Below are 21,800 nucleotides of genomic sequence, written 5' to 3'. Positions count from 1 at the left end.
CTTACTAACACTGGCCAACTACATGAATACTTCAAAACTTTATAAAATTTATTAGTTGCTAATTCATTTTTCAACTCAGCATAACGTGTAATCTCATCTTCAGTAGTATTTCGATTCTTTATAAATATTTTTCGAAAAACCCCATTTATTTATGATACGGCTCATTTCTAATTATCCTAAACCCCCTATAAACCTGCTCCACCAACACTAGTCTCATCAACTGATGCGGAAATGTCATCTTAGAAAAGGATAATGACAGATCGCTCCGCTTCTGAACCGCTTCGCTAATCCCTAGAGATCCACCAATAACAAATGCAATCTTACTCTTACCATACGTCGCAAGCTCGTCCATTTTCGCTGCCAGCTGTTCCGAACTCAGCATCTTTCCACCAATCTCAAGCGTAATCACATATGCATCCGGATTGATCTGGGCTAGAATTCGTTCGCCTTCCTTTTGCTTCACTTCGAGCATTTCGGCGTCGCTCATGTTTTCGGGTGCCTTTTCATCCGCCACCTCTTTGATATCTACTTTTGCGTAGGCTGTGAGACGTTTCAGATATTCCTCAATGCCTTGTTTTAAGTACTTTTCCTTTAATTTTCCAACTGTGATAATACTTATATTCATAACGATACCTTCCTTTTACTGAAATAAATGATGCAGCAACCGATCTTTATCCTCAAAAAACTGTTTCATGATTGTATATTGACTTGTTTCTTCCAGACTAACCTCAGCTATCCCTTCTTCTGTCAGCTGAATTATTTTAGCGTCTTCGTATGCCATGATGATCGGCGAATGTGTGGAGATGATAAATTGGGATCCCTGGTTAACCAGTTCATGGATGCGCGCCAGCATGGACATTTGCCGTAACGGGGATAATGCCGCTTCTGGTTCGTCTAAGATATAGATGCCTTGTCCATAAAATCGATTCATAAATGCTGCAAAGAACGCTTCGCCGTGGGATTGCTCGTGCAGGGATTTTCCACCGTATGAATCGATAACTTTTGGTCCCCCTGAAGGATCGGCATCCATCTCCTCTATGTTCGTCGATACATTATAGAAGGTTTCAGCACGAAAGAAGAAACTGTCCTTAGGTCGGTTGAACCCTCTTATAATTCGTAAGTGTTCGTCCAGGATGGAGTGTGAATCATAGCTTGAGAAGTTAAAATTCAGGGTGCCGCCTTCCGGGTTAAAGCCAAGCCCGACCGCAATTCCTTCGAGCAGGGTGGATTTTCCCATTCCATTTTCGCCGACGATATAGGTAACATTTGGGTGCATGATCAATTCGCGGAAGTTCTGCATAACAGGCAGGTTAAACGGGAACGTTCCACGTGCGGGTATGCTGTCTTTTTTTAAATCTACCCGTTTTATATATTGGTCCTCGTGACTTAGTTTCATAATCAGCGCACACCTCATTTCATATAGTCCATCTGCTATTCTTTCTATAGTCTACCAAAAAAATTCGGATCTCCCTATGATTGTTTGTATTTCTTTTTACACGGGAATGATAGTTAGTAGAACACAGATAAGGGGTGATCGCATGCAACAGATACTTTTCATTCAAACCGGAACTGGGATTGATGTCCACGGGCAGGACGTGACGAAAGCTTCTACTCGCGCTGTGAAGGACGCGATCCATTATAACTCGATGCCTGGTATCGAAAAGAGTTTGCCTGATCAGCGGCTGGAAAATATGAAAGTTAATGTAAAGCTTGCTCTTCCGCTTGATCATGAGAAGCTTGACGAAGAAAAGATTAAAGACATGATTCCTTATGGCACCGTGACGGTAGAGGTTGTTTCTGGTGGAATGGCTACAACGAGCGGGATTTTTCTTGAAGATAAATTGGATAAAAACGACTTAATGTATATCGTGAACGCAGCGGTCGAAGTCGGATACTAATCGTAAAAATACAGCCGGGCAGCTAGCGCCTGACTGTATTTTTTTTCATGCCATTATTCAATTTTCTTTCTGCCTAGTGGCCGTATCGGAAGTAAACACCCGACTAATGCAATAGCTGCACATGCTAGAAACATTTTTTCAAAACCGTACACTGCGATTCCTGCTATACTGCTGAAAATAAGCAGGTCGCAAACGGAATCAATAATGGACAGTAAGGATATGGTTGTCGCTCGCACATGTGACGGGATGATATCGTTGGCAAGTTGTGCGTACACCGGATAACGAACCGTTCTGACGAAACTAAGGACAATCATGATCAGGATTAAAATCCAAAGTATTTCTCGGAAATATGCCGCCAACATTAACGCAACGACACCCATGCCACCGGTTACATATAAAACGGTAACCCTTGAGACACGTGATGTCAGCCATCCAATCAGACGGGATACAACAAAACTTACAATAGACAGACCAGCTAATACAAAGCCGATCAGATAAATTGGTAAGTCCGCATCGCTCAGTAATTTGTCATTAAAGTTACCAAATATCGCGCCTGTTGGAATGAATACGAGCGTAATATTTAAGAACATCCATAACACGTGTGGTGCTTTTTTAATCGCGAGCATTCCTTCTTTTACCTGTTTAAAAGGATTTTCACGGTAGTTGCCTTGTCCACTTGGGTTTTTAACAAAAAATAATAATAGAATTTGAATGGACTGGAAACCAATACCTAGCAAAATCAGTAAGATAAACTGATCATCCGTTAAGTCCTTTGCAAGGATCGCGCCCAGAATGAGAACCACAACCATTACAATAAATTGCGCCGACTGGATAATTCCAAGCGCCTTATCCATCCTGTTTGCTTCATTAGATTCTTTTAAAGATTCATAGATTAACGCTTCATCCGCTCCGCTAAAAAATGTAACGGCGAATCCGCTTAGCAGACTGCTGGCAAAGAACAGCCAAGGATCGTACGCCCAAATAAGCATTCCATGACTAACCATACTTAAAACAGCGCCAATGATAAATGACAGTTTTGCCCCATACCGGTCAGCGAATATACCTGTCGGGACTTCCCCGATCAGTACACCCGTACTCCAGAATAACAATACCCAAAGAATAGTAGATTCATCTAGTCCCCGAGCAAAATAAAACAGTGCCAGAACAGGCTGTAAAAAGCGGACACTTCCAAATAATTCCGCCCAAAATAAAACACGAATATTATGTGATGCTAATGTACCTTTTTTCAATTTTTTTATCCTCCTGCTGCTGTTTATTCATCTGATAAACAAGCAGGAGTGAATAATGACCTATCTAACCGATTCTTTTCACCCCTGCTTGTTGGTTTGAAAAAAATGTTAAGTTTTTTCGCATGTTAACTTCCTCCTTAATTGAATGTCTACTAATTATACAGAATTGCAAGAAAAAAGAAAAGAACGTTTTGATCCCTTTTATCTCGGATCGCCCGTTTTTAAGGCTTCTGAAAAAGGGATGGATTCACAAAATTTATCCCTCCACTTATACCTAGCATTTTGAATATACGTAGACTCCTCGAAAAAGAAAAGCACTTTTTCTTCGTGCGATGCCTTTTCAGAGAAGCCTTCCTTATCCTGCGGGAACAGCGCGAGCTGAAGATCCCGGAGGAATAGCGGTTTTTGCATTCCGAGGAAGCTGAAGCCGTGCCCTAAGGTGCGCTCCGCATATTCAAAAATGCGATCGCAGATCCACTTACTAGTAATAAGTGTATTTTAGAATGTAGTGACCATTCTCCACAGACTGCAATCAACTACTCATCTATAGCTTTGGTTTTTCTATCAGCATTGTTCTATACTAATAAGGACGCATATTTTTCAATTGAGAAAAGGTAATGAGGTGAATCCAATAGCTATTTTTCATCGAATTCAACACGCATACCGCTTTCTGGTTGACCGCCCCTACAAAAAAGGCGCCACAGTTGCGGATAGATACACCATCCTAAAAATACTTGGAATGGGGAGCTTCGGTATCACTTACCTCTGCACGGATCTTAGGACCAGCAGTGAATGTGTACTGAAGCAAATGAGACCAAGCAAACATAAAAAGGACGCTGGTCCGGAACTTTATCACAACGAAATTGCCATTCTTGGTTCGCTCGCCCACCGGTGTATTCCTAAGCTCTATGGACATTTCGCATACAATGACCACTTTTTTTATACAATGGAATTTATCAAAGGAAGTAATGTTGAGGATGTTTTATTTAGAGAGGATAATCATTTCAGTGAAAAAGATGCTTTGCGGCTGTTAAAACAGATGGTTGATATTGTGGAGTATTTGCATGGAAAGGACATTGTTCATAAGGATCTCCGCATTCCAAACATGATGATGAAGGATGGCAAGCTGTTTCTTATCGATTTTGGCTTATCTCGTAAGCTTGAGAATTCAAAAGAACGAACCACCTTAATTCAGGACGACTTTTACGATTTAGGTGATATCCTACTTTATCTGCTGTATTCATCCTATACTCCACAGTCAAAAAAATCCCGTCCCTGGACAGAGGAATTGACACTGCAGCCACCTACAAAACACTTGCTGGAACGGTTATTGGCTATTAAAGAGCCATATGAAAACGCCCGCGACTTAACGCATGAATTAAATCGGGCATTAACTGCATTAAAAACCTAAAAACCAGTTCCCGTCGAAAATCGATAGGAACTGGTTTTATTAACTGCTGCTTCTATAACTTTTTCGTTTATATCTTCCGCTTCCCTGGTAAGGAGAGTGCCTCGATCGCTCACTACTGCTGCGACTTCCGCTATGGTGACGGTGACGTCTTCTGCTGCTGCCACTCCCAGCGTATTTAGCTACATTATGTTTTACTTTTTTCATGATCTTTTTAAACATTGAACAAACCTCCATTTCTGTGTGGTTCACGTTCAGCCTAATTATACCTGCTAACCATTATTTATTATAGTATTTACCACTATGAGCGCTCTATTCACCGTAACGTTCATCTTCATGCCAGGCTAGTTTCGGGCGCGATTCTGGATACCCGTGCTTTGCTCGGAACGCTTTACGTTCTGCCGTAAAATCAAACCATTGCTTATCGCTTCCTCGATTAGTGGCATGATGAACGACACACCGCAGCGTATCCTCCACGCACGGATCCATCCAATGTCCATACAGCAACTCAGCGCGATTGGTCAATTCTGCACCTGTTTCCTCGTTAAAGTCTTCAAATTCGTAATATCCAAGCTCCACGACAAGTTTTGCAAGCTTCGGTCCGATCGATGGCACTGCTTGGAAAATAGATAGCGCCCGCAGATATTTTGCCCGATCGAAGGTGGATTCCATAGCACTCGCCAGTTCCTCCGTATCACACTGTGCAATGTCGCTCAATTTCAATTTGTTTTTTCGCAATGCAGCTCTTTCTTCTGGTGCGAGTGGTAACTTGGGCGAAGTTTTTTTCAAATGAATCTCCTCCTATTACAATAATTTGCAATCGCCGAAAAATGGCGTATCTCCGTGAGTTAAAGTTGTCTATTTCAGTATACAATTGTGGTATGATAAGGTCTATACTAACCCATTGACAGGAGCGATTTACCATGTTTTTTCGAGAAATTGATCACGATCTAACCATAGAGCAAATGAAACTTGACGATGCAGAAGAATTATTTAAGCTAACAGATGCTTCACGTACACATCTGCGTGAATGGCTGCCTTGGGTTGATGGAACAACTACAGTTGATGATACACTCGGTTTTATCCAACATACCGTACGTGGATTTGAAGAGAAAAGAAGCCTGACACTGGCAATACGATTTAAAGGAAACATAGTCGGTACAGCCGGATTCAATAATCTGGACTGGTCCAATAAAGTTGCGTATATTGGCTACTGGCTTGGCCAGAATTATCAAGGTTATGGAATTATGACCCGTGTCGCACGAACATTAACCGATTACGCTTTAACCGACCTGGACATGAACCGCGTCGACATTCGCGCAGCATATGAAAACAAGAAAAGCCGCTCCATTCCAGAACGCCTCGGATTTGTAGAAGAAGGACAGCTCAGACAAGCCGAATGGTTATACGATCACTACGTAGACCACGTGGTTTATGGAATGCTTGCTAGCGAGTGGAGTAATTAGTCGAAAGGATAGATTTCATGCAATTTTATATAGCTTCAAGTTTTCAAAACAAAGATATGGTTCGTTACGTCTCGCAAAAGCTAATTTCAAAAGGATTCACGCACACATACGATTGGACAAAGAACCAGCAGGCAGTGGAAACAGAATCGTTAAAAGCAATCGGTGAACAAGAAAAAAGCGCAGTCTGCAGTAGTGATATTTTCATTCTGCTCATGCCCGCTGGCAAAAGCAGTCACGTAGAGCTCGGAATGGCACTAGGCACAGGAAAGCCCGTCTACATCTATTCCCAAGAAAAACTCGACCCAGCAACAGCCTCCACCTTTTATTACGTCAACGGAGTCAACCGAATAACCGGCAATATCGATCGCTTTATCTCCCTAGTCGGGAATGTTTAACAACGATTCTTTAAAATAATGATTCAACAACATTATATAGAATGGGCGACGTATTGGAGACTTTCTACTACTGAAAAAAGATAGATTCTAAAAATTTTTCTTTCCACCTCAATCTAGCATTTTCGAATATACGAAGACTCCTGCGGGAACAGCGCGAGCTGAAGATCCCGCAGAGTGGTTTTCTCGAGGAAGCTGAAGCCGTGCCCGCGGAAAGCGTAGTATATTCGAAAATGCGATCGTAGATCCATCTATTTTGTACTACATGTAACTTTTTCAGCAGCTTCGGCGTATTAACAGACACTCTTTTCAGAGTGTTTTTTTCATATTGAAATAGTTGTAAAATAGTAGTAATATTATAAAAATAATAGATAAATAGGAAATTTTACACAACAACCTGAGATATTTACAACATAGATAATTTATCGTAAATACGGGGGTAAATCTATGCGGATTTTTAAGCTATTACTGTTTTATTTGCTTGGCGTTGTTGGAATTGCAGTGGTTAGTATGCTGCCATTAATCGTATACAGTAAAATATGGAACCCAATCCGGATAATAGATCTGTTCTTCAGATTTGTAGAACAACTTATGGATCCGGAAACATGGCTATATTCAGTACCATGGACAGTAAACGTCGTCAAAGTACCGTTACTTGAAATACTGTGGGAACCGTACCTTTATTCCATGCAGATTTTGCTGGCAGCAGTATTTATTGGACTTTCACTAGCGTTTATTTTTGCTTTAACAGCAAACTTTCTGCCAAAATATTTGCTTCATCCAATAAAGCGGGTGTTGGATTTCCTGGAGACAATTCCAGACTTAATGATAGCGATTTTGCTGCAGGCGTTATCAGTTTACGTGTATAAGACATTCGCAGTTGATATTTTTCGCGTGGCAACGCTTGGAGATGATAAAGCGTACCTGGCACCAATCATTACCTTAGCTATTCTTCCAATGGTCTCCATGTTCAAGATTTTACTGCTAATGATCGAGGAAGAGTTTTTAAAGGACTACGTATCATTTCTGCAAAGCAAGGGTATTAAGAAATTCAGAATCATCACGATTCATGTGCTGAAAAATATTATGCCAAGCTCTTTTCATCACATGAAAATAATCATCTGGGCTACGCTATCAAGCCAGTTTGTTATTGAACGCATGTATAACATCAATGGATTTACATACTTTTTAGTCGAAAATTTAGTGCCGGTCAACAGCGCGATTTCCTTGTTTATGATTTTTACACCATTTTACTTTTTCTTTCAGATTATTGATTTATGGATCAATCCGGAAGAACTTCATAGTTATGCCATTGAGAAAAAGGAGCGATGGTGGAAAAAATGGCGTCCCGCTGAGCTAAAAGGCTGGCTGCTCCGCTTCAAAAGCAATGTGATTTTTTCGATGAAACGCTTGGATATACGAAAATTGCGGCCATGGCGACCGGTAACTTACCTTTTTGTTGTGTTGGCAAAACATTTGAAGAACTGGAAATTTGCTGCCGGCTGTTTGTTTTTCATTGTCGTTATTGGCTATAGCCTGTTTTATTCCATCACAACAGATAACCATGTCGAGCAAGTTAAATTCCTGTTCGCTGACGATGGTTCATTAATTAGTGCTCCGCCACATAAACCAACAGAACCGTTTCTGATTGGTTCAGACAGATATGGATTCAGCCTGTTTGATCAAATTGTTGTAGGGGCAAAGTATACGCTTTTATGCGGGCTGCTCATTGCTGTTTTGCGCGTTTTTGGTGGTTTGTTATTCGGGTTATTCTACGCGTTTAAATTAAAACCGAGGGCACAGCAGTGGTTTAGTAAAATGGTCGATTCCATTCACTTTGTTCCATTAAGTGTAATCGCCTATATTTTACTAAGTATGATTATATTTGGTTCAAGAGGTGTCATTACAGAAAGTATAGCTGACAAAGTTGCTGTTGAGGTAGTTATTCTGACGGTATTGGTTATTCCTTTGACGACGATATTAATCGGTAAAGATATCAATCGAGTTATGCAAAATGAATTTATTATGAGCGCGACCGTACTCGGTGGCGGCAAGTTACACATCTTCAGGAATCACATTCTACCGCATATCGGACCACGAATGGCTGTGTTGTTTGGCCAGCAGTTTATACAGGTGCTGTTAATCTTTATCCATTTAGGTGTCTATAATATCTTCCTAGGGGGTACGATTATTGAATCCGGAATGCTGGCAGGGCCACCACAGACTGTAACGTATGACTGGTCCAGTTTGATTTCCATTAATCGATACGCATTCAAAGCTGGTGAATATTCTTTACTGGCATGGGTTTTGTTAGCATTTATTCTGTCGATCTTCGCGATGCAGCTGGTTATTCAAGGAGTCAAGGAAGTTCAGCAGGCAAAAGTTGGTGTTATATTTAGAGCCCAGAAATGGAAGAATAGGAAGAAAACAATCAGCCAACCTGAGGAGACACATGTATTGCCAGAGGAACAGTTTGACATGCTGGAACCGCTTCGAAAGTCCAATTGAACCTAACGACCGCTCTTCTATGACGGAAGAGATCGGTCGTTTATTTTTTCATGTGCTTCCTTTTTTCGGAATTATTTTTGTTATATGGATAAACTAGACTGTATAATGTTGGTAATGCGAATCTACCTACATGAAGGAGGAGTTTTACCGTGGAGGATATTGACCTGCATCATATTGTTGAGCTCGGACTTATTCTTATTATGCTGGCTGCTGGTGTTACCGCGATAGCGAAAAAATTTAAAAAACCATATCCGATTGCGCTTGTTATTGTTGGTGCAGTTATTGGACTTTTACATATTTCTATCCTTGAACCGTTAAAGGATTTTATTACAGAAGGAGAAATTTTTAACTTTGTCATTATTACCTTGTTTTTACCCGCATTGTTAGGTGAAGCTGCGTTAAAGCTCCCTTTTTCCCATTTAAATGCAAATAAAAAGCCAATTTTAACGTTAGCTTTTGGAGGTACCTTCCTTTCGTTTATCGTGATCGGCTTCCTTTCCATCTGGCTCTTAAACTTTTCAATTCCTGCTGCATTTGTATTTGCTGCGATTATGAGTGCGACAGACCCTGTAAGTGTGCTGTCCATTTTTAAAGGTCTTGGTGTAAATAAACGACTGGCAACGATTATTGAGGGGGAGAGTTTATTTAATGACGGGTTAGCTGTCGTGTTATTTAACATTTCCGCGTTTTCGTTAGTCGCCTATGCCGATCTTGCATTCCAAGGTGCAGGACTCGGATTATGGGATTTTATCCGTGTTATTTTTCTTGGCCTGATTACTGGTGCCGCACTCGGATATGGCTTTTCACACCTAACCAAGTATTTTGATGATTATCCATTAGAAATTATTTTTAGTATTATTCTTTTTTATGGATCGTTTTTACTTGCAGAAGGATTGCATGCCTCTGGTGTTATCGCGGTTGTGGTAGCAGCGCTTATATTCGGAAATTATGGTGCGAGGATTGGCATGAGCCCAACAACAAAATTAAATATCAGCAATTTCTGGGATGTGGCTGCACTACTCGCCAATTCCGTCGTATTTTTAATGGTAGGGCTGGAAATCACGAAAATTGATGTCACCGATAAATGGGGATTAATCTTTTTCGCTATACTAATTGTGCTGATTGCTCGGAGTATCGCTGTATATACAAGCTTATTCTTCATTAAAAATATCCCAACTACATGGAAGCATGTATTTAACTGGGGCGGTTTAAAGGGGTCGCTATCCATTGCGCTGGTCCTGAGCCTGCCGCATGATTTTCAAGGACGTGAAGATATATTAATCGTCGCATTTAGCGTCGTGCTCTTCTCTCTTGTATGTCAGGGTCTCTCGATCAAGCCACTGTTGGCCTGGTTGGGTGTAACACAAAAAGAAGAAGGACATCTGGAGTACGAGTCCATTATCGCGCGGGCACACCGGTATAACTCAGCGATTGAAGAAGTAAACAAAGTGAAAAAGAACTTATTTATTTCCGGTCATGTATACGGCGAAGTCATTCATGAATATGAATTAGAACTTCAAAAAGTCCACAACGAAATGGAAGTACTGTTAGCTAAGCACCCCGAGTTAAAACAAGAACAGCAAGTCATTTTACAAAAACATTCCTTATATGCCCAGCATGAAGCAATTGATTTGCTGTTACGAGATGATATTATATCAGGAAAAGTTGCTGAAGAAGAACATGAAAGAATAACGGATCAACTGGTTGAGTTAGAAAAAAATGACGAATAGCTTGGCTACAAACTTATAACTAACGCTAACGACCGCTCTTTCTATGATGGGAAAGAGCGGTCGTTCATTTTAGTGATCAGCTTTTTGGTAAAGCTCATCAATTTTTTTAGCAATTTCAAAGTCGAGTGATGTTAATCCTTTTTCCTGCCACGAGGAAAATTTGATACTGACTTTTTTGTAGTTAATCGTGATTAATGGATGGTGCTGTTTATTTTCGGCAACCCGCGCGACCTGATCGACAAACTTTATTCCATCCAGGTATTGATTAAAGCTGAACTTTCGCTCAATCCATGTTTCTTCCACCAGCTTCCAGTCTGTTAGGTTTGCTAGTTCATTTGAAATTTCACTTTTTAATAGACGGTCCATTTTTTGCCTCCTCTATAGTAACAGTTTAACAAATGTTGTTCCTGTTTCGCCGAAATTTAATTCGTGTAAGCGTTATGCACAGTTTATCCACAGAAAATGGTGGATAACTTTGTGGAAAGGTTGTTTTTAAGTTGTTAACAGGTCGGATTTTAGACTTATCCACTGGTTAGCTGTTTGTTAAATTATCTTTATCGCTCCTGAAATCATTTTATCGATTACTAAAATGTGGATATCACTCCTGAAACAAATAATATCACTTTCGAGAAATTTTTTATCACGCTTGAGAAAAAATATATCGATACCGAAAAGCAATTTATCAATAAGGGACAGCGGGACGGTTCTTGTGTCCCAGGGACACAAGAACCGTCCCGCTGTCCCTTCCTAAAAATAGTTGTGGACTTTTCCTGTGATAATGATTATCATTATTAATAGAGTGCGAGTAATAATACATACAACTACAATCCAGGAGGTTACAAGATGAGTTTGAAAAAGTTATCCTTTATGATGCTATTACTTATTTCCATTATAGGTTTAGTCGGCTGTGGTACAGTCGGTGGGGACGAAGGAAAGAAAAAAGAAACGAAAAGCGAAACCGGCGGAGACACCATTACCGTTGAGCACGAAATGGGTAAAACAGAGGTACCTGCCAACCCTAAGAAAATCGTTGCATTGGAGTTCTCTTACGTAGACGCATTGGCAGCGCTTGATATCTCACCGGTTGGAATTGCGGACGATGACGATGAAAGCAGAATTATTGAACCAATTCGTAAAAAGATCGACGACTATACTTCCGTTGGAACGCGCAAACAACCGAGCATGGAAATTATCAGCTCGTTAAAACCGGATCTAATTATTGCAGATCTGCAGCGTCACAAAGATGTTTATGAAGAACTTTCCGATATCGCTCCAACGATCATGCTGAATTCGTTAGCTGCTGATTATGAACAGATTCTAGCTGGATTCGAGAAAATCGCATATGCAGTAGGCGAAGAAGAAAAGGGTCAAAAAGTTCTGGAAGCACACAAGGAGCGAATGAAAGAAATTAAAGCACAGGTGCCGGAAGACGAAGATCGAACTGTTTTACCGGCCGTTGTAACAGCAGATGGATTCTTCGCACACAATGTGGATTCCTACACGGGTACATTGCTTGAATCAATCGGTCTTAAGAATGCGATTCAGGATGGCAGTGACCGCTATAATAAGATTAATTTAGAACAAGTTGTAAAATTTAATCCGGATGTATTCTTCTTCATGCAGTCTGGGGATCAGACGATAGTCGACGAATGGAAAGAAAATCCATTATGGCAGGATATCAGTGCTGTAAAGAATGACCAAGTGTTCACGGTCGATCAGAATACATGGTCCCGGTTCCGTGGATTGATTTCATCAGAAGCAATTCTGGAAGAAGCAGTGGAAAAACTGTATGGTAACTAAATGCGGAGCGGGATATTCATTCCCGCTCTTTTCTTTGGCATTATATGTGATAAAGTATCAAGTAGAGAATTGTTCGGGTAAGTGGGGGATAGCGCATGGATTCAAGAAAAACGAGCACAAAAATAATTTTATTTATCACGGTACTTTTTTTACTCGCAATAAGTATACTGGCAAGCTTGCGAATAGGGGCAGTGTCTATTAATTATGGGGAAATTTTTCAATCGTTTATTGCTGACGAACAGACAAAAGAATTTTTAATTATCCAGGATTTACGCCTGCCACGGACACTAATTGCGATTATCATTGGCGCAAGTCTGGCAATTGCTGGAGCAATTATGCAGGCAATCACGATGAATCCATTAGCATCGCCACAAATATTCGGCGTGAATGCCGGTGCCTCACTAGTTGTTGTGTTAAGTCTTGTTTTTCTGCCAGATCTCTCGTCCGGATCCTTGGTGTATTTCGCATTCCTTGGCGCAATCATAGGTGGTTCGATTGTATACTCCATGGCATCCAGTTCGGCTGGAACTTCGCCTGTTAAACTGGCGCTTGCCGGCATTACCGTTCATTTATTTCTATCAGCGATTATTGAAGGTGTCGTTTTATTTCATGAAGATTCTACACAGAGCGTTCTGTTTTGGCTCGCCGGGGCTATCGACGGGGCAAGCTGGAGTGAAGTACATATTATCTGGCCATGGGCTGCTGCAGGCATTCTGATTGCAATCCTGCTTGCTCGTCAACTTACCATTCTTGGGCTAGGAGACGACATGGCAAAAGGGCTTGGACAGAACGTGGTCCTGATTCGCTTATTTTTCAGTTTGCTCGTTGTAATGCTTGCTGGTGCATCTGTTGCGGTGGCTGGTCCCATCGGGTTTGTTGGATTAATTATTCCACATATCGCAAGAAGACTAATCGGAATTGACTACCGATTCATCATTCCCTTCTCCGCGCTGCTTGGTGCATTACTGCTCGTTAGTGCTGACGTATTATCACGGTTTATTGCATTTCCAGCTGAGTCGCCGGTAGGCATTGTCACTGCGTTAATTGGTGCGCCTTACTTCTTATTTTTAGCACGTAAAGGGGGTAAAGAAGCATGAGCAGGAAAAAAATTACCCCAAAAACACGTTTGGTGCTGCTCGTTATCCTGACATTAATTGCAGCTATTCTCGCCATCGGTGTGGGTGCAATCTTTATTACACCGCTTCAATTGTGGCATTCGGTAGCAGGAAATGGCGATGACAGCGCTGGATTTATTATTATGAATTATCGGCTTCCCCGGATTGTCATGGCTATCCTAGTCGGGGCAGGTCTTGGCGTATCTGGCGCTATTCTGCAGGGAATTATCCGCAACCCATTAGCATCACCAGATGTGATCGGGATCACCAAAGGCGCAGGGCTTGCCGCTGCTATTGTCGTACTGCTATTTCCTAATGCGCCTATCATTATGTTACCTGTGTCAGCTTTAGCAGGGGCAGGAATTATTACCGTGGTATTGTATCTTTTTGTCTATCGAAAAGGAGTGAACCCCTCGACACTTGCACTCGTCGGGATTGCCCTTGGAGCGATCTGTCACGCAGGCATTCAGTTCCTGATGGTTAAATTTCCGATTGAAATAAACGCGGCACTTATCTGGTTAACCGGCAGTCTATGGGGAAAAAGCTGGAATGATGTACTGCTTCTTTTGCCTTGGATTATCCTGTTGGTTCCATTAAGCATGGTATTAGCTACCCGCCTGGACATCCTGAACTTAGGTGATGACGTTGCGGAAGGGCTCGGTGAAAATACCGAACGAACGCGCCTGATTCTATTAATTGTTGCGGTTGCGCTGGCGGGTTCATCTGTTGCAGTTGTAGGTTCACTTGGATTCCTTGGGTTAATTGCGCCACACATCGCACGTCAGCTGGTTGGAAACCGACACAGTCTATTGTTGCCAACTTCAGCAATCATGGGAATGCTGTTGCTTATACTGGCAGATGCGCTCGGTCGCGGACTTGCACCGCCAGCAGAAATACCAGCTGGAATTTTCACTGCAATACTCGGGGCGCCATATTTTCTGTTTTTGTTACGGAAGCTGAAGGCTAATTAAAGACTGATATTGTTATCAGCCTTAATAAGTCGTATGATAGAGTTGAATTTAAATTAATCGTTTTTTAGTGGTAAGAGGAGTGAAAGGAATTTTGTTTTCTTTATTTGTAAATCGCCTATCTACTATTCAATCAATTGTCTTGTTTTACCTAATAGCGGTAATGGTTTCCACCCTTTTATTAGGGTTTCCTCTCTTTCACCAGGAAGGAGTTAACGTATCTCTTATAGATTTACTATTTACTGCTGTAAGTGCCATTAGTGTTACAGGTCTAACTGTCGTTCCAACAGTGGATACGTTCAATACTGCTGGTAAAATCGCCCTTGCAGTCGTTTTGCAATTTGGCGGAATTGGTATTATGACACTTGGAACATTTGTATGGTTACTATTTGGTAAAAAAATCGGCCTGCGTGGAAGACAATTAATCAAAATTGACCAGAATAGATCTACGCTGGGTGGATTAGTAAGACTAATGATAGATATTTTTAAGATTATACTTATCATTGAACTAGTAGGTACTATTGTGCTCACTACCTATTTTTTGAGTTACTTCGATACCTGGCAGGAAGCTTTACTTCATGGCTTTTTTAGTGCAGTAAGTGCTACCACAAACGCTGGTTTTGATATAACTGGTTCTTCGCTGATTCCATTTGCAGATGATTACTTTGTTCAATTTATTACTATTATACTTTTAATTTTAGGTGCAATTGGATTTCCGGTACTTATAGAAGTTCAAGATTTACTTAGTGGAAAATTCAAAGAAATCAACAATAAATACCATTTCTCCCTTTTTACAAAAATAACTACCATTACATACTTTGGACTCATACTAGTGGGTTGGGTACTTATATATTTCCTGGAGAGAAATGCCTTTTTTGAAGACAAGCTATGGCATGAGAAACTTTTCTACAGCCTGTTTCAGTCTGTTACTACAAGAAATGGTGGACTGGCTACAATGGATGTAAGTGATTTCACCATACCAACGTTAGTTGTGATATGTATATTAATGTTTATCGGTGCCTCTCCCAGCAGTGTGGGTGGTGGAATACGAACGACGACTTTTGCAATCATGTTATTAGCTATTTATAATTATGGTAAAGGTAACTCCAGCATCAAAGTATTTGGAAGAGAAATTGATCCAGAAGATGTTATTCGATCTTTTATCGTAATTAGCACGGCAAGTATGTTATGTGTTACAGCAATCATTTTGCTAGCCTATACAGAGCCTTTCCCTTTCTTGGAAATTGTGTTTGAGGTCTGCTCAGCGTTTGGAACAACAGGTCTTTCAATGGGAATTACAGCTGATCTAAGCACATTTGCTAAATGGATTATAATATTTATGATGTTTATAGGCAGAATTGGTATTTTCTCATTTCTGTTTCTAATGCGAGGTAAGGTTACAAAAGATTCCTTCCACTATCCAAAGGAAAAGGTGATCATTGGCTAATGAATATTGGGAGAACTTTGTTCAGAGTTATAGTAGGTCTATTTCTGGGAACATTATTTTCAAGAATTTCTCTTTTAATAATTATTAGTAACTTCAACATCATTTTCATAAAAAATCACCCAAATATTTATACCGTTGTAGTTAACATCTTTTTTATATGTTTATCCATGTTGTTAATAGGTAATGATGAAAGTTGAAACAGCCATGTAATTTTTCATGGCTGTTTCACTTTTATTATAGCCAACAATACTATTTCGCCCTTATATCAATTTTTTTTGATTTAATGATTGACAGCTTTTGAATACCGTTATATGATTAAATCAATAAAATTTGATGAAGAGGTGAACAACATGAAAGAGTTTAACATTCTGCAGGATGAGAACCTGGATCAAACCTTTGAAAAGTATGAAATGAAGTATAAAGCTATAGCAGATAAAAAGCGGCTTCAAATTATGAATTTGCTTACTAAAAATGGTGAAATGTGTGTTTGTGATTTAGAACCGTTACTAAACATGACACAATCTAAATTATCGTACCATTTAAAAATACTGTTAACTGCCGACATCGTTACAAAAGAGACACGGGGCACCTGGAGTTACTATAGTCTAAATAAAGAAGAATTGAATCATTTACTAAGTGAAGAACTTTGCTGTTTATTTGTACCTGGGAAATAAACGGTGAATTTTTCGATATTAAATCAACTTTTTTTGATTAAATAAAATTTTTAAAGAGGAGAGATTAGTATGTTATCCACTTTACCGACTGTCGTTATTGGCGCTGGTCCTGTCGGGCTCGCCGCTGCTGCTCACCTGAATGCTTACAACCAGCGTTTTCTGGTTCTGGAGAAAGGGGCTAATGCTGGAAGCAGCATTCTTGAATGGGGGCACGTGCAATTATTCTCACCATGGGAATTTAACGTCGATCAGGCGGCTAAGAAATTACTGAAACAGACTAACTGGAATGAACCAGATGCAGAAACGCTGCCTACAGGAAAAGAGCTTGTAACAGAGTACCTCGAGCCATTAGCAAACCTTCCAGAAATCAAAGATAACCTCATTTACAACGCGGAAGTTATCGCTATTACTAAGAAAAATATTGATAAAATGAAGTCCGCTTCACGCGAAGAACTCCCATTCGTACTATATGTTCGCATAAACGATACCGTTGAAAAAATCGAGGCTAAGGCAGTCATCGACGTTACTGGAACATGGTATAATCCCAACCCTCCATTTGCTGATGGTGTATCGAGAGCTGACGGATTGGGTAAAAACCTGCACACACAAATTCCTGATTTTTCAACAGAAGAAGCACGTTTTAAAAATAAACATGTTGCGGTGATCGGGAGCGGTCATTCAGCCTTAAATTCATTAAATGATTTGAGTGCACTTAAAGGTAAATATCCCGATACAACTATTTCCTGGATTGTTCGAAAGCAACAGGCACAAGAAGCTTTCGGAGGGGAACAAGATGATAAATTAGCTGCTAGAGGGGAACTTGGAACCAAAACGCATCAGCTTGTTGATAATGGCCACATAAACGTCCATTCCAATTTTTATGTGGAAGAAATTAAGGAGGATAATGGCTCTTTTGAGATTCAAAGCAGTGAGGGTATTGCCATTAGTGACGTAGACGAAATCATCGTGAATACGGGGGCACGACCTGATTTTTCTATATTGAAAGAATTAAGGTACGAGGTTGATCCGATAGTTGAAAGCACAAAAGAGCTTGCCCCGCTAATTGACCCTAATCTTCATAGTTGTGGAACTGTTCGGCCCCATGGTGAAAAAGAATTACGCCAACCGGAAAAAAACTTTTATATAGCTGGAGTTAAAAGTTACGGGCGTGCTCCCACATTTTTAATGACGACTGGTTACGAACAGGTACGCTCGATTGTTGCTTACCTGTCAGGTGACTACGAGGAAGCCAAGAAAGTTAAGTTGAATCTGCCGGAAACAGGGGTCTGTCGTGTTAATTCAACACCTATTCAACTGGATATAATCGGGAGTGGGTCTAGTGGGTGCTGTGGAAGTAGCGGCAATGATTAAAATTTCATGATTCATTTGCGGTAATTATAGAAACTTCATTCAACTGAAGGGGTTCCTTGTACAATGTCACAAGACAATTCAAAAGTTATAAAAATAATAGCTGTTGTTACTGCTCTAAGCCTGCTTGGTGATTCCATGTTATATATTGCATTGCCTTTATACTGGAAACAAGTAGGCTTGGATTCGTTATGGCAGGTAGGAATACTGCTTTCCATTAACCGGTTTATCCGTTTGCCTGTAAATCCCGTAGTCGGTTGGATATACAAAAAAATATCATTAAAAACCGGTCTGTTGATTGCTGTCACGATTGGAGCAGTAACTACATTAGGATATGGTATATTTAGCGGATTTATTGCTTGGGTTATGTTACGGGCGCTGTGGGGTATTGCCTGGTCGTTTTTTAGAATTGGCGGACTTTCAAGTGTTGCTTATTACGCGGATGAAAAACATCTTGGTAAAGCGATGGGAACCTATAATGGAATCTATCGTTTAGGAAGTTTATTTGGTCTGCTGCTAGGCGGATTATTCGTACCTGTTATTGGTCTGCAAAACGTAGCCATCTGTTTTGGAATTATTACTTTAACAGGGGTTCCGGTCACATTTTTAACCATGAAAAAAGATTATGCCGCTAAAATGGGTAAGTCCACTATGAATTTACGCGTACCGTTAGTAAACCCTTCTTATGGTCGGAATAAAATTATTATCATTTGTATCACTGGCTTTTTAACTGCACTGTTATTTCAAGGAATTTTAACTTCAACTCTTAGTTCAGTAATTGAATATTATTATGGAAAAGAATTTTCTGTTCTTGATTTCGTTGTTAGTGCGGCATTACTGTCAGGATTTCTTCAATCAGTAAGATGGGTATGTGAACCCTTTTTGGGGAGATGGATTGGAATAAAATCAGACGGTGCAAAGGGGCGATTGCCACTTTTAATTAGTACGCTAATCCTTGCTGCATTTGTATACTGGCTAGTATCTTTTGATATGCCGATCAGTTTCTGGGTTACCGTTACCTTACTCGTATTGTTAGGGGCTACCGCTATATCGACATTGACAGATTCTATAGCACTCGATGTTTCCAGAAGTTCGTCAAACGGTGTATCTTATCTTACCTTCTATTCAATAGCTCAGGATTTCGGTGCAGCAATTGGCCCGTTTATAAGTTACATGATAATCGAATTAGAGTCTGGTTATTCCTACCTTTACTGGGGAGGATCAGGAGTGTTGTTCTATTTAGCGGTCCAATGGGCAATTGTAGCTTTTATGGAGAATAAACAAGCTTGGAGATCTGCTGATTCAAATAGAATATCAAGCTAAAAAGAGTCTGGGACAAAATCGAGATGGTTTAGTCAAAAGAAGAAGACTTCTGTAGGCTACTGAAAAAGGGGGGATAATAAAATTCTATCTTTTCACCCTCACTTAGCATCTTCGAATATACGAAGACTCCTGCGGGAAGAAAGAGATCGGCGAGACCCTGAAGGACGCCAGTCCGAAGAGGCTCGACACTCGCCCGCGGAAAGCGAAGTATATTCGAAGATGCGATCGTAGATCCAGAGATTTCATACCACATCTAACTTTTTCAGCGGCCAAGAACAGCATAAACTGAAGCGTGCGCACTTTGACAAAGCGATTGCCATAGCAAATAATCCGAACGATATCGAATGAATCGTTCGGATTACGCTATAAATAATATATTTTTGTCCATGCCTATTTAGCAGCAATCATCCAAACCTGACAGTACAAACCTATCGCCATCTTTATCTAGTATCAGTTCCTCAACAGAACTTCCTACCTCCTGATCAATTGCAACACGAACTCCATTTACGTCTTTAATTACGTCTGTTTCCTCTGGATTATCAAGAGATAATCCTATTTGAGGTCCACAACATCCTGCTCCTGCAGAATAAATACGAATTCCTTCACCGCCACGTTCCTCAAAAAGGTTGTGCAATGTTTGTTTAGCCTCGTCCGTTATTTTCATAACCATTCTCCTCTCCTAGCTGTTACTATAATCTTTCAATTTTTCATAGCCTATTTTTTCTTCACCAATCCACGGAATAATAGCCGTTTTCCTAGCTAATTCATCCCTGACCTTTTTCATCCACTTTTTTTCAGAAACCGCTCTGCCTGCTAAAATTGGATCTCTTGTTTCAGTCGCCAGTAAGCTTTGATTAATAACCCACCATTCGGGTTTTATGTTTGCACGTATTAAATCTGCCTGCAATCGTTCAGCCTCCAGAACCGGTGTAGTTTCTGCTAATGTAACAATCACGACACTCGTTTCATCAGCATTTCGCAGTCGTGGAAGTAAATCCCGTACGCTGTCTGATACATCACTCGCGGAACGGGTTAACTCTTTATGGTATTCTTCAGCAGAATCCAATAAAAGCAGTGTATGCCCAGTAGGTGCTGTATCAATCACAACTATTTCGTCAGCAGATTTAGCCACCTTTTCAGCAAATGCCTGAAAAACAGCAATTTCTTCCGTACAAGGTGAGTCCAGATCCTCTTGAAGATAAGCAAGTCCATCAGCATCAAGATCTTTACTCGCTTTTGCCAGTACGCTTTCTTTATAGGCTTTTACCTCTTTTTTGGGATTGATGGAACTAATCGTTAATAAGTCATTATCAATACCATTAGAAAATATATACTCCAAATGTGCTGCTGGATCAGTGGTTGTAAGATGAACCTTGTGTCCTTTTTCGACCAGTCCAACCGCGATAGCCGATGCTACCGTCGTTTTTCCTACTCCCCCTTTTCCCATTGTGAAGATAACTTTTGTGTTACTTTTGGAAAAGTTATCAACCATGGTGGACAATTTGGGTAGTGTACCATTTCCCTCATCTGAAGCCTGATCAATTTCAGTCTGCAGGAAATCATATTTGAAAAAATAACGCAGATTCGCAAGTCCTGTAAGTTGATAGGAAACGAACGGTAAAGAGTACACAGCCATTTGCTTCAAATCATCAGGAAGCTTCTTGATTGCTGCCTGTTGTCGATTGAAAAAGGCAGTGGAAACTTCGTCGTTAGATACGTGAGTTTGTAATAACCCATTCACAATCAGCGCCTGGTTTCGTATTCCGATTTCCTTTAATTCATGAGCAGAACGGTTCGCTTCCTGTAAAGAAGCTACTTCGGGTCTCGTTACCAGGATTAAGGTAGTCTTCGTTCCATCTGCCAATGCATCGACAGTCTGTTTATACAGATTTTTCTTTTCGTGAAGTCCGGATAACGGACCTAAACACGATGCCCCGTGTGTGCTCTCCGCAAGGAAACCATCCCAGGCACTTGGAAGCTGGAGTAATCTCAAGGTATGACCAGTTGGCGCAGTATCAAATATAACGTGGTCATAATTATGAATTAACGGCTTAGAAATTATCGATGCAAACTCGTCAAAGGCGGCCATCTCGACCGTGCACGCACCAGAAAGCTGCTCCTCCATTTTAGCGATAGCTGAGTCTGGAAGTTTATTTCGATAAGGTCCAACAACCTTTTCTCGGTGCGATTTTGCTGCTTCCTCCGGGTCAATGTTAGATGCATCTAAGTTTTTTATGTGCGGAACGGGCTTAGGTGTATTTGTTAATTCCACTTCTAATACATCCTGTAAGTTAGACGCTGGATCCGTGCTTACAAGCAAAACCTTCTTGCCTGAATCCGCTAAATGAATGGCCGTCGCACACGCAGTGGAGGTCTTACCTACGCCGCCCTTACCTGTAAAAAACAGGAAAGGTGTTTTAACCATGTGGTTTGGATTAAACTTTTGGTACATA

The 21,800-nt window shown here is 40.6% G+C and carries 21 protein-coding genes; 13 read left to right on the top strand and 8 right to left on the bottom strand.

The window, feature by feature from the left end; genetic code table 11:
- Nucleotides 1–145: 145 nt before the first annotated feature.
- Nucleotides 146–625 carry a 23S rRNA (pseudouridine(1915)-N(3))-methyltransferase RlmH gene (rlmH, locus tag VBD025_RS04500; protein WP_430789689.1) on the bottom strand — a complete coding sequence of 160 codons (480 nt, stop codon included), beginning with the start codon at nucleotides 623–625 and terminating at the stop codon, nucleotides 146–148.
- 15 nt (nucleotides 626–640) lie between these two features.
- Entirely contained in the window at nucleotides 641–1,396 is a 756-nt protein-coding gene (locus tag VBD025_RS04495) for an AAA family ATPase (RefSeq protein ID WP_430789687.1), read from the bottom strand.
- Between the two features lie 142 nt (nucleotides 1,397–1,538).
- On the opposite strand from VBD025_RS04495, the gene VBD025_RS04490 reads away from it, so the two are divergent.
- Complete coding sequence (locus VBD025_RS04490) at nucleotides 1,539–1,898, top strand: Lin0512 family protein (protein ID WP_430789685.1); 360 nt, start codon at nucleotides 1,539–1,541, stop codon at nucleotides 1,896–1,898.
- A gap of 53 nt (nucleotides 1,899–1,951) precedes the next feature.
- On the opposite strand, the gene VBD025_RS04485 is transcribed toward VBD025_RS04490, so the two are convergent.
- Nucleotides 1,952–3,148 carry an MFS transporter gene (locus VBD025_RS04485; RefSeq protein ID WP_430789683.1) on the bottom strand — a complete coding sequence of 399 codons (1,197 nt, stop codon included), beginning with the start codon at nucleotides 3,146–3,148 and terminating at the stop codon, nucleotides 1,952–1,954.
- Between the two features lie 604 nt (nucleotides 3,149–3,752).
- Between VBD025_RS04485 and VBD025_RS04480 the strand changes: the two genes are divergently transcribed.
- Complete coding sequence (locus VBD025_RS04480; protein ID WP_430789681.1) at nucleotides 3,753–4,559, top strand: serine/threonine protein kinase; 807 nt, start codon at nucleotides 3,753–3,755, stop codon at nucleotides 4,557–4,559.
- 39 nt (nucleotides 4,560–4,598) lie between these two features.
- Here VBD025_RS04480 and VBD025_RS04475 read toward each other — a convergent pair whose 3' ends face one another.
- Nucleotides 4,599–4,778 (bottom strand): hypothetical protein, encoded by a 180-nt coding sequence (locus tag VBD025_RS04475; RefSeq protein WP_430789679.1) that lies wholly within the window; start codon nucleotides 4,776–4,778, stop codon nucleotides 4,599–4,601.
- A gap of 90 nt (nucleotides 4,779–4,868) precedes the next feature.
- Nucleotides 4,869–5,345 carry a helix-hairpin-helix domain-containing protein gene (locus VBD025_RS04470; protein ID WP_430789677.1) on the bottom strand — a complete coding sequence of 159 codons (477 nt, stop codon included), beginning with the start codon at nucleotides 5,343–5,345 and terminating at the stop codon, nucleotides 4,869–4,871.
- Nucleotides 5,346–5,479: 134 nt separating this feature from the next.
- Here VBD025_RS04470 and VBD025_RS04465 point away from each other — a divergent pair, with 134 nt between their 5' ends.
- The 4 genes from VBD025_RS04465 (at nucleotide 5,480) to VBD025_RS04450 (ending at nucleotide 10,652) form a co-directional block, all read left to right on the top strand.
- Nucleotides 5,480–6,022 carry a GNAT family N-acetyltransferase gene (locus VBD025_RS04465; RefSeq protein WP_430789675.1) on the top strand — a complete coding sequence of 181 codons (543 nt, stop codon included), beginning with the start codon at nucleotides 5,480–5,482 and terminating at the stop codon, nucleotides 6,020–6,022.
- A gap of 17 nt (nucleotides 6,023–6,039) precedes the next feature.
- A complete protein-coding gene (locus VBD025_RS04460) occupies nucleotides 6,040–6,417 on the top strand; it encodes a nucleoside 2-deoxyribosyltransferase (RefSeq protein WP_430789673.1) in 378 nt (125 codons plus the stop codon).
- A 444-nt stretch (nucleotides 6,418–6,861) separates the two neighbouring features.
- Entirely contained in the window at nucleotides 6,862–8,922 is a 2,061-nt protein-coding gene (locus VBD025_RS04455; protein WP_430789671.1) for an ABC transporter permease subunit, read from the top strand.
- A 149-nt stretch (nucleotides 8,923–9,071) separates the two neighbouring features.
- Nucleotides 9,072–10,652, top strand: a complete 1,581-nt coding sequence (locus VBD025_RS04450; RefSeq protein ID WP_430789670.1) for a cation:proton antiporter — start codon at nucleotides 9,072–9,074, stop codon at nucleotides 10,650–10,652.
- A 69-nt stretch (nucleotides 10,653–10,721) separates the two neighbouring features.
- Here VBD025_RS04450 and VBD025_RS04445 read toward each other — a convergent pair whose 3' ends face one another.
- Nucleotides 10,722–11,018: a 4a-hydroxytetrahydrobiopterin dehydratase gene (locus VBD025_RS04445; RefSeq protein ID WP_430789668.1), complete on the bottom strand. Its 297-nt coding sequence runs from the start codon at nucleotides 11,016–11,018 to the stop codon at nucleotides 10,722–10,724.
- Between the two features lie 477 nt (nucleotides 11,019–11,495).
- On the opposite strand from VBD025_RS04445, the gene VBD025_RS04440 reads away from it, so the two are divergent.
- From VBD025_RS04440 to VBD025_RS04410, 7 genes are all read left to right on the top strand, one after another.
- The gene (locus VBD025_RS04440; protein WP_430789666.1) at nucleotides 11,496–12,452 is read left to right on the top strand and encodes an ABC transporter substrate-binding protein; all 957 of its coding nucleotides are present in this window, start codon (nucleotides 11,496–11,498) and stop codon (nucleotides 12,450–12,452) included.
- Between the two features lie 95 nt (nucleotides 12,453–12,547).
- Nucleotides 12,548–13,549, top strand: coding sequence for a FecCD family ABC transporter permease (locus VBD025_RS04435; RefSeq protein WP_430789664.1), 1,002 nt, complete (start codon nucleotides 12,548–12,550; stop codon nucleotides 13,547–13,549).
- Nucleotides 13,546–14,538: a FecCD family ABC transporter permease gene (locus VBD025_RS04430; RefSeq protein ID WP_430789662.1), complete on the top strand. Its 993-nt coding sequence runs from the start codon at nucleotides 13,546–13,548 to the stop codon at nucleotides 14,536–14,538. Before VBD025_RS04435 ends, VBD025_RS04430 begins: the two co-directional genes overlap by 4 nt.
- A gap of 91 nt (nucleotides 14,539–14,629) precedes the next feature.
- On the top strand, nucleotides 14,630–15,982 hold the full coding sequence (locus VBD025_RS04425; protein WP_430791262.1) for a TrkH family potassium uptake protein: 1,353 nt from the start codon (nucleotides 14,630–14,632) through the stop codon (nucleotides 15,980–15,982).
- A gap of 350 nt (nucleotides 15,983–16,332) precedes the next feature.
- Entirely contained in the window at nucleotides 16,333–16,656 is a 324-nt protein-coding gene (locus tag VBD025_RS04420) for an ArsR/SmtB family transcription factor (protein WP_430791260.1), read from the top strand.
- Between the two features lie 69 nt (nucleotides 16,657–16,725).
- Nucleotides 16,726–18,027, top strand: coding sequence for an NAD(P)-binding domain-containing protein (locus VBD025_RS04415; protein WP_430789660.1), 1,302 nt, complete (start codon nucleotides 16,726–16,728; stop codon nucleotides 18,025–18,027).
- 63 nt (nucleotides 18,028–18,090) lie between these two features.
- The gene (locus VBD025_RS04410) at nucleotides 18,091–19,347 is read left to right on the top strand and encodes an MFS transporter (RefSeq protein WP_430789658.1); all 1,257 of its coding nucleotides are present in this window, start codon (nucleotides 18,091–18,093) and stop codon (nucleotides 19,345–19,347) included.
- 394 nt (nucleotides 19,348–19,741) lie between these two features.
- Here VBD025_RS04410 and VBD025_RS04405 read toward each other — a convergent pair whose 3' ends face one another.
- Both VBD025_RS04405 and arsA read right to left on the bottom strand, forming a co-directional pair.
- On the bottom strand, nucleotides 19,742–20,011 hold the full coding sequence (locus VBD025_RS04405) for an adhesin (RefSeq protein WP_430789656.1): 270 nt from the start codon (nucleotides 20,009–20,011) through the stop codon (nucleotides 19,742–19,744).
- Nucleotides 20,012–20,026: 15 nt separating this feature from the next.
- Nucleotides 20,027–21,799: an arsenical pump-driving ATPase gene (gene arsA / locus VBD025_RS04400; RefSeq protein WP_430789654.1), complete on the bottom strand. Its 1,773-nt coding sequence runs from the start codon at nucleotides 21,797–21,799 to the stop codon at nucleotides 20,027–20,029.
- Nucleotide 21,800: the final 1 nt, after the last annotated feature.

This window comes from Virgibacillus flavescens, assembly GCF_050574275.1.
Classification (GTDB): domain Bacteria; phylum Bacillota; class Bacilli; order Bacillales; family Amphibacillaceae; genus Virgibacillus_F; species Virgibacillus_F flavescens.
This window is presented reverse-complemented; position numbering and strand designations above follow the sequence as displayed.

What these genes read in the sequence shown, in the direction of transcription:
- rlmH (WP_430789689.1), bottom strand. Translation starts at nt 625, where the DNA reads ATGAATATAAGTATTATCACAGTTGGAAAATTAAAGGAAAAGTACTTA.
- VBD025_RS04495 (WP_430789687.1), bottom strand. Translation starts at nt 1,396, where the DNA reads ATGAAACTAAGTCACGAGGACCAATATATAAAACGGGTAGATTTAAAA.
- VBD025_RS04490 (WP_430789685.1), top strand. Translation starts at nt 1,539, where the DNA reads ATGCAACAGATACTTTTCATTCAAACCGGAACTGGGATTGATGTCCAC.
- VBD025_RS04475 (WP_430789679.1), bottom strand. Translation starts at nt 4,778, where the DNA reads ATGTTTAAAAAGATCATGAAAAAAGTAAAACATAATGTAGCTAAATAC.
- VBD025_RS04465 (WP_430789675.1), top strand. Translation starts at nt 5,480, where the DNA reads ATGTTTTTTCGAGAAATTGATCACGATCTAACCATAGAGCAAATGAAA.
- VBD025_RS04460 (WP_430789673.1), top strand. Translation starts at nt 6,040, where the DNA reads ATGCAATTTTATATAGCTTCAAGTTTTCAAAACAAAGATATGGTTCGT.
- VBD025_RS04455 (WP_430789671.1), top strand. Translation starts at nt 6,862, where the DNA reads ATGCGGATTTTTAAGCTATTACTGTTTTATTTGCTTGGCGTTGTTGGA.
- VBD025_RS04445 (WP_430789668.1), bottom strand. Translation starts at nt 11,018, where the DNA reads ATGGACCGTCTATTAAAAAGTGAAATTTCAAATGAACTAGCAAACCTA.
- VBD025_RS04440 (WP_430789666.1), top strand. Translation starts at nt 11,496, where the DNA reads ATGAGTTTGAAAAAGTTATCCTTTATGATGCTATTACTTATTTCCATT.
- VBD025_RS04435 (WP_430789664.1), top strand. Translation starts at nt 12,548, where the DNA reads ATGGATTCAAGAAAAACGAGCACAAAAATAATTTTATTTATCACGGTA.
- VBD025_RS04430 (WP_430789662.1), top strand. Translation starts at nt 13,546, where the DNA reads ATGAGCAGGAAAAAAATTACCCCAAAAACACGTTTGGTGCTGCTCGTT.
- VBD025_RS04420 (WP_430791260.1), top strand. Translation starts at nt 16,333, where the DNA reads ATGAAAGAGTTTAACATTCTGCAGGATGAGAACCTGGATCAAACCTTT.
- VBD025_RS04415 (WP_430789660.1), top strand. Translation starts at nt 16,726, where the DNA reads ATGTTATCCACTTTACCGACTGTCGTTATTGGCGCTGGTCCTGTCGGG.
- VBD025_RS04410 (WP_430789658.1), top strand. Translation starts at nt 18,091, where the DNA reads ATGTCACAAGACAATTCAAAAGTTATAAAAATAATAGCTGTTGTTACT.
- VBD025_RS04405 (WP_430789656.1), bottom strand. Translation starts at nt 20,011, where the DNA reads ATGAAAATAACGGACGAGGCTAAACAAACATTGCACAACCTTTTTGAG.
- arsA (WP_430789654.1), bottom strand. Translation starts at nt 21,799, where the DNA reads ATGTACCAAAAGTTTAATCCAAACCACATGGTTAAAACACCTTTCCTG.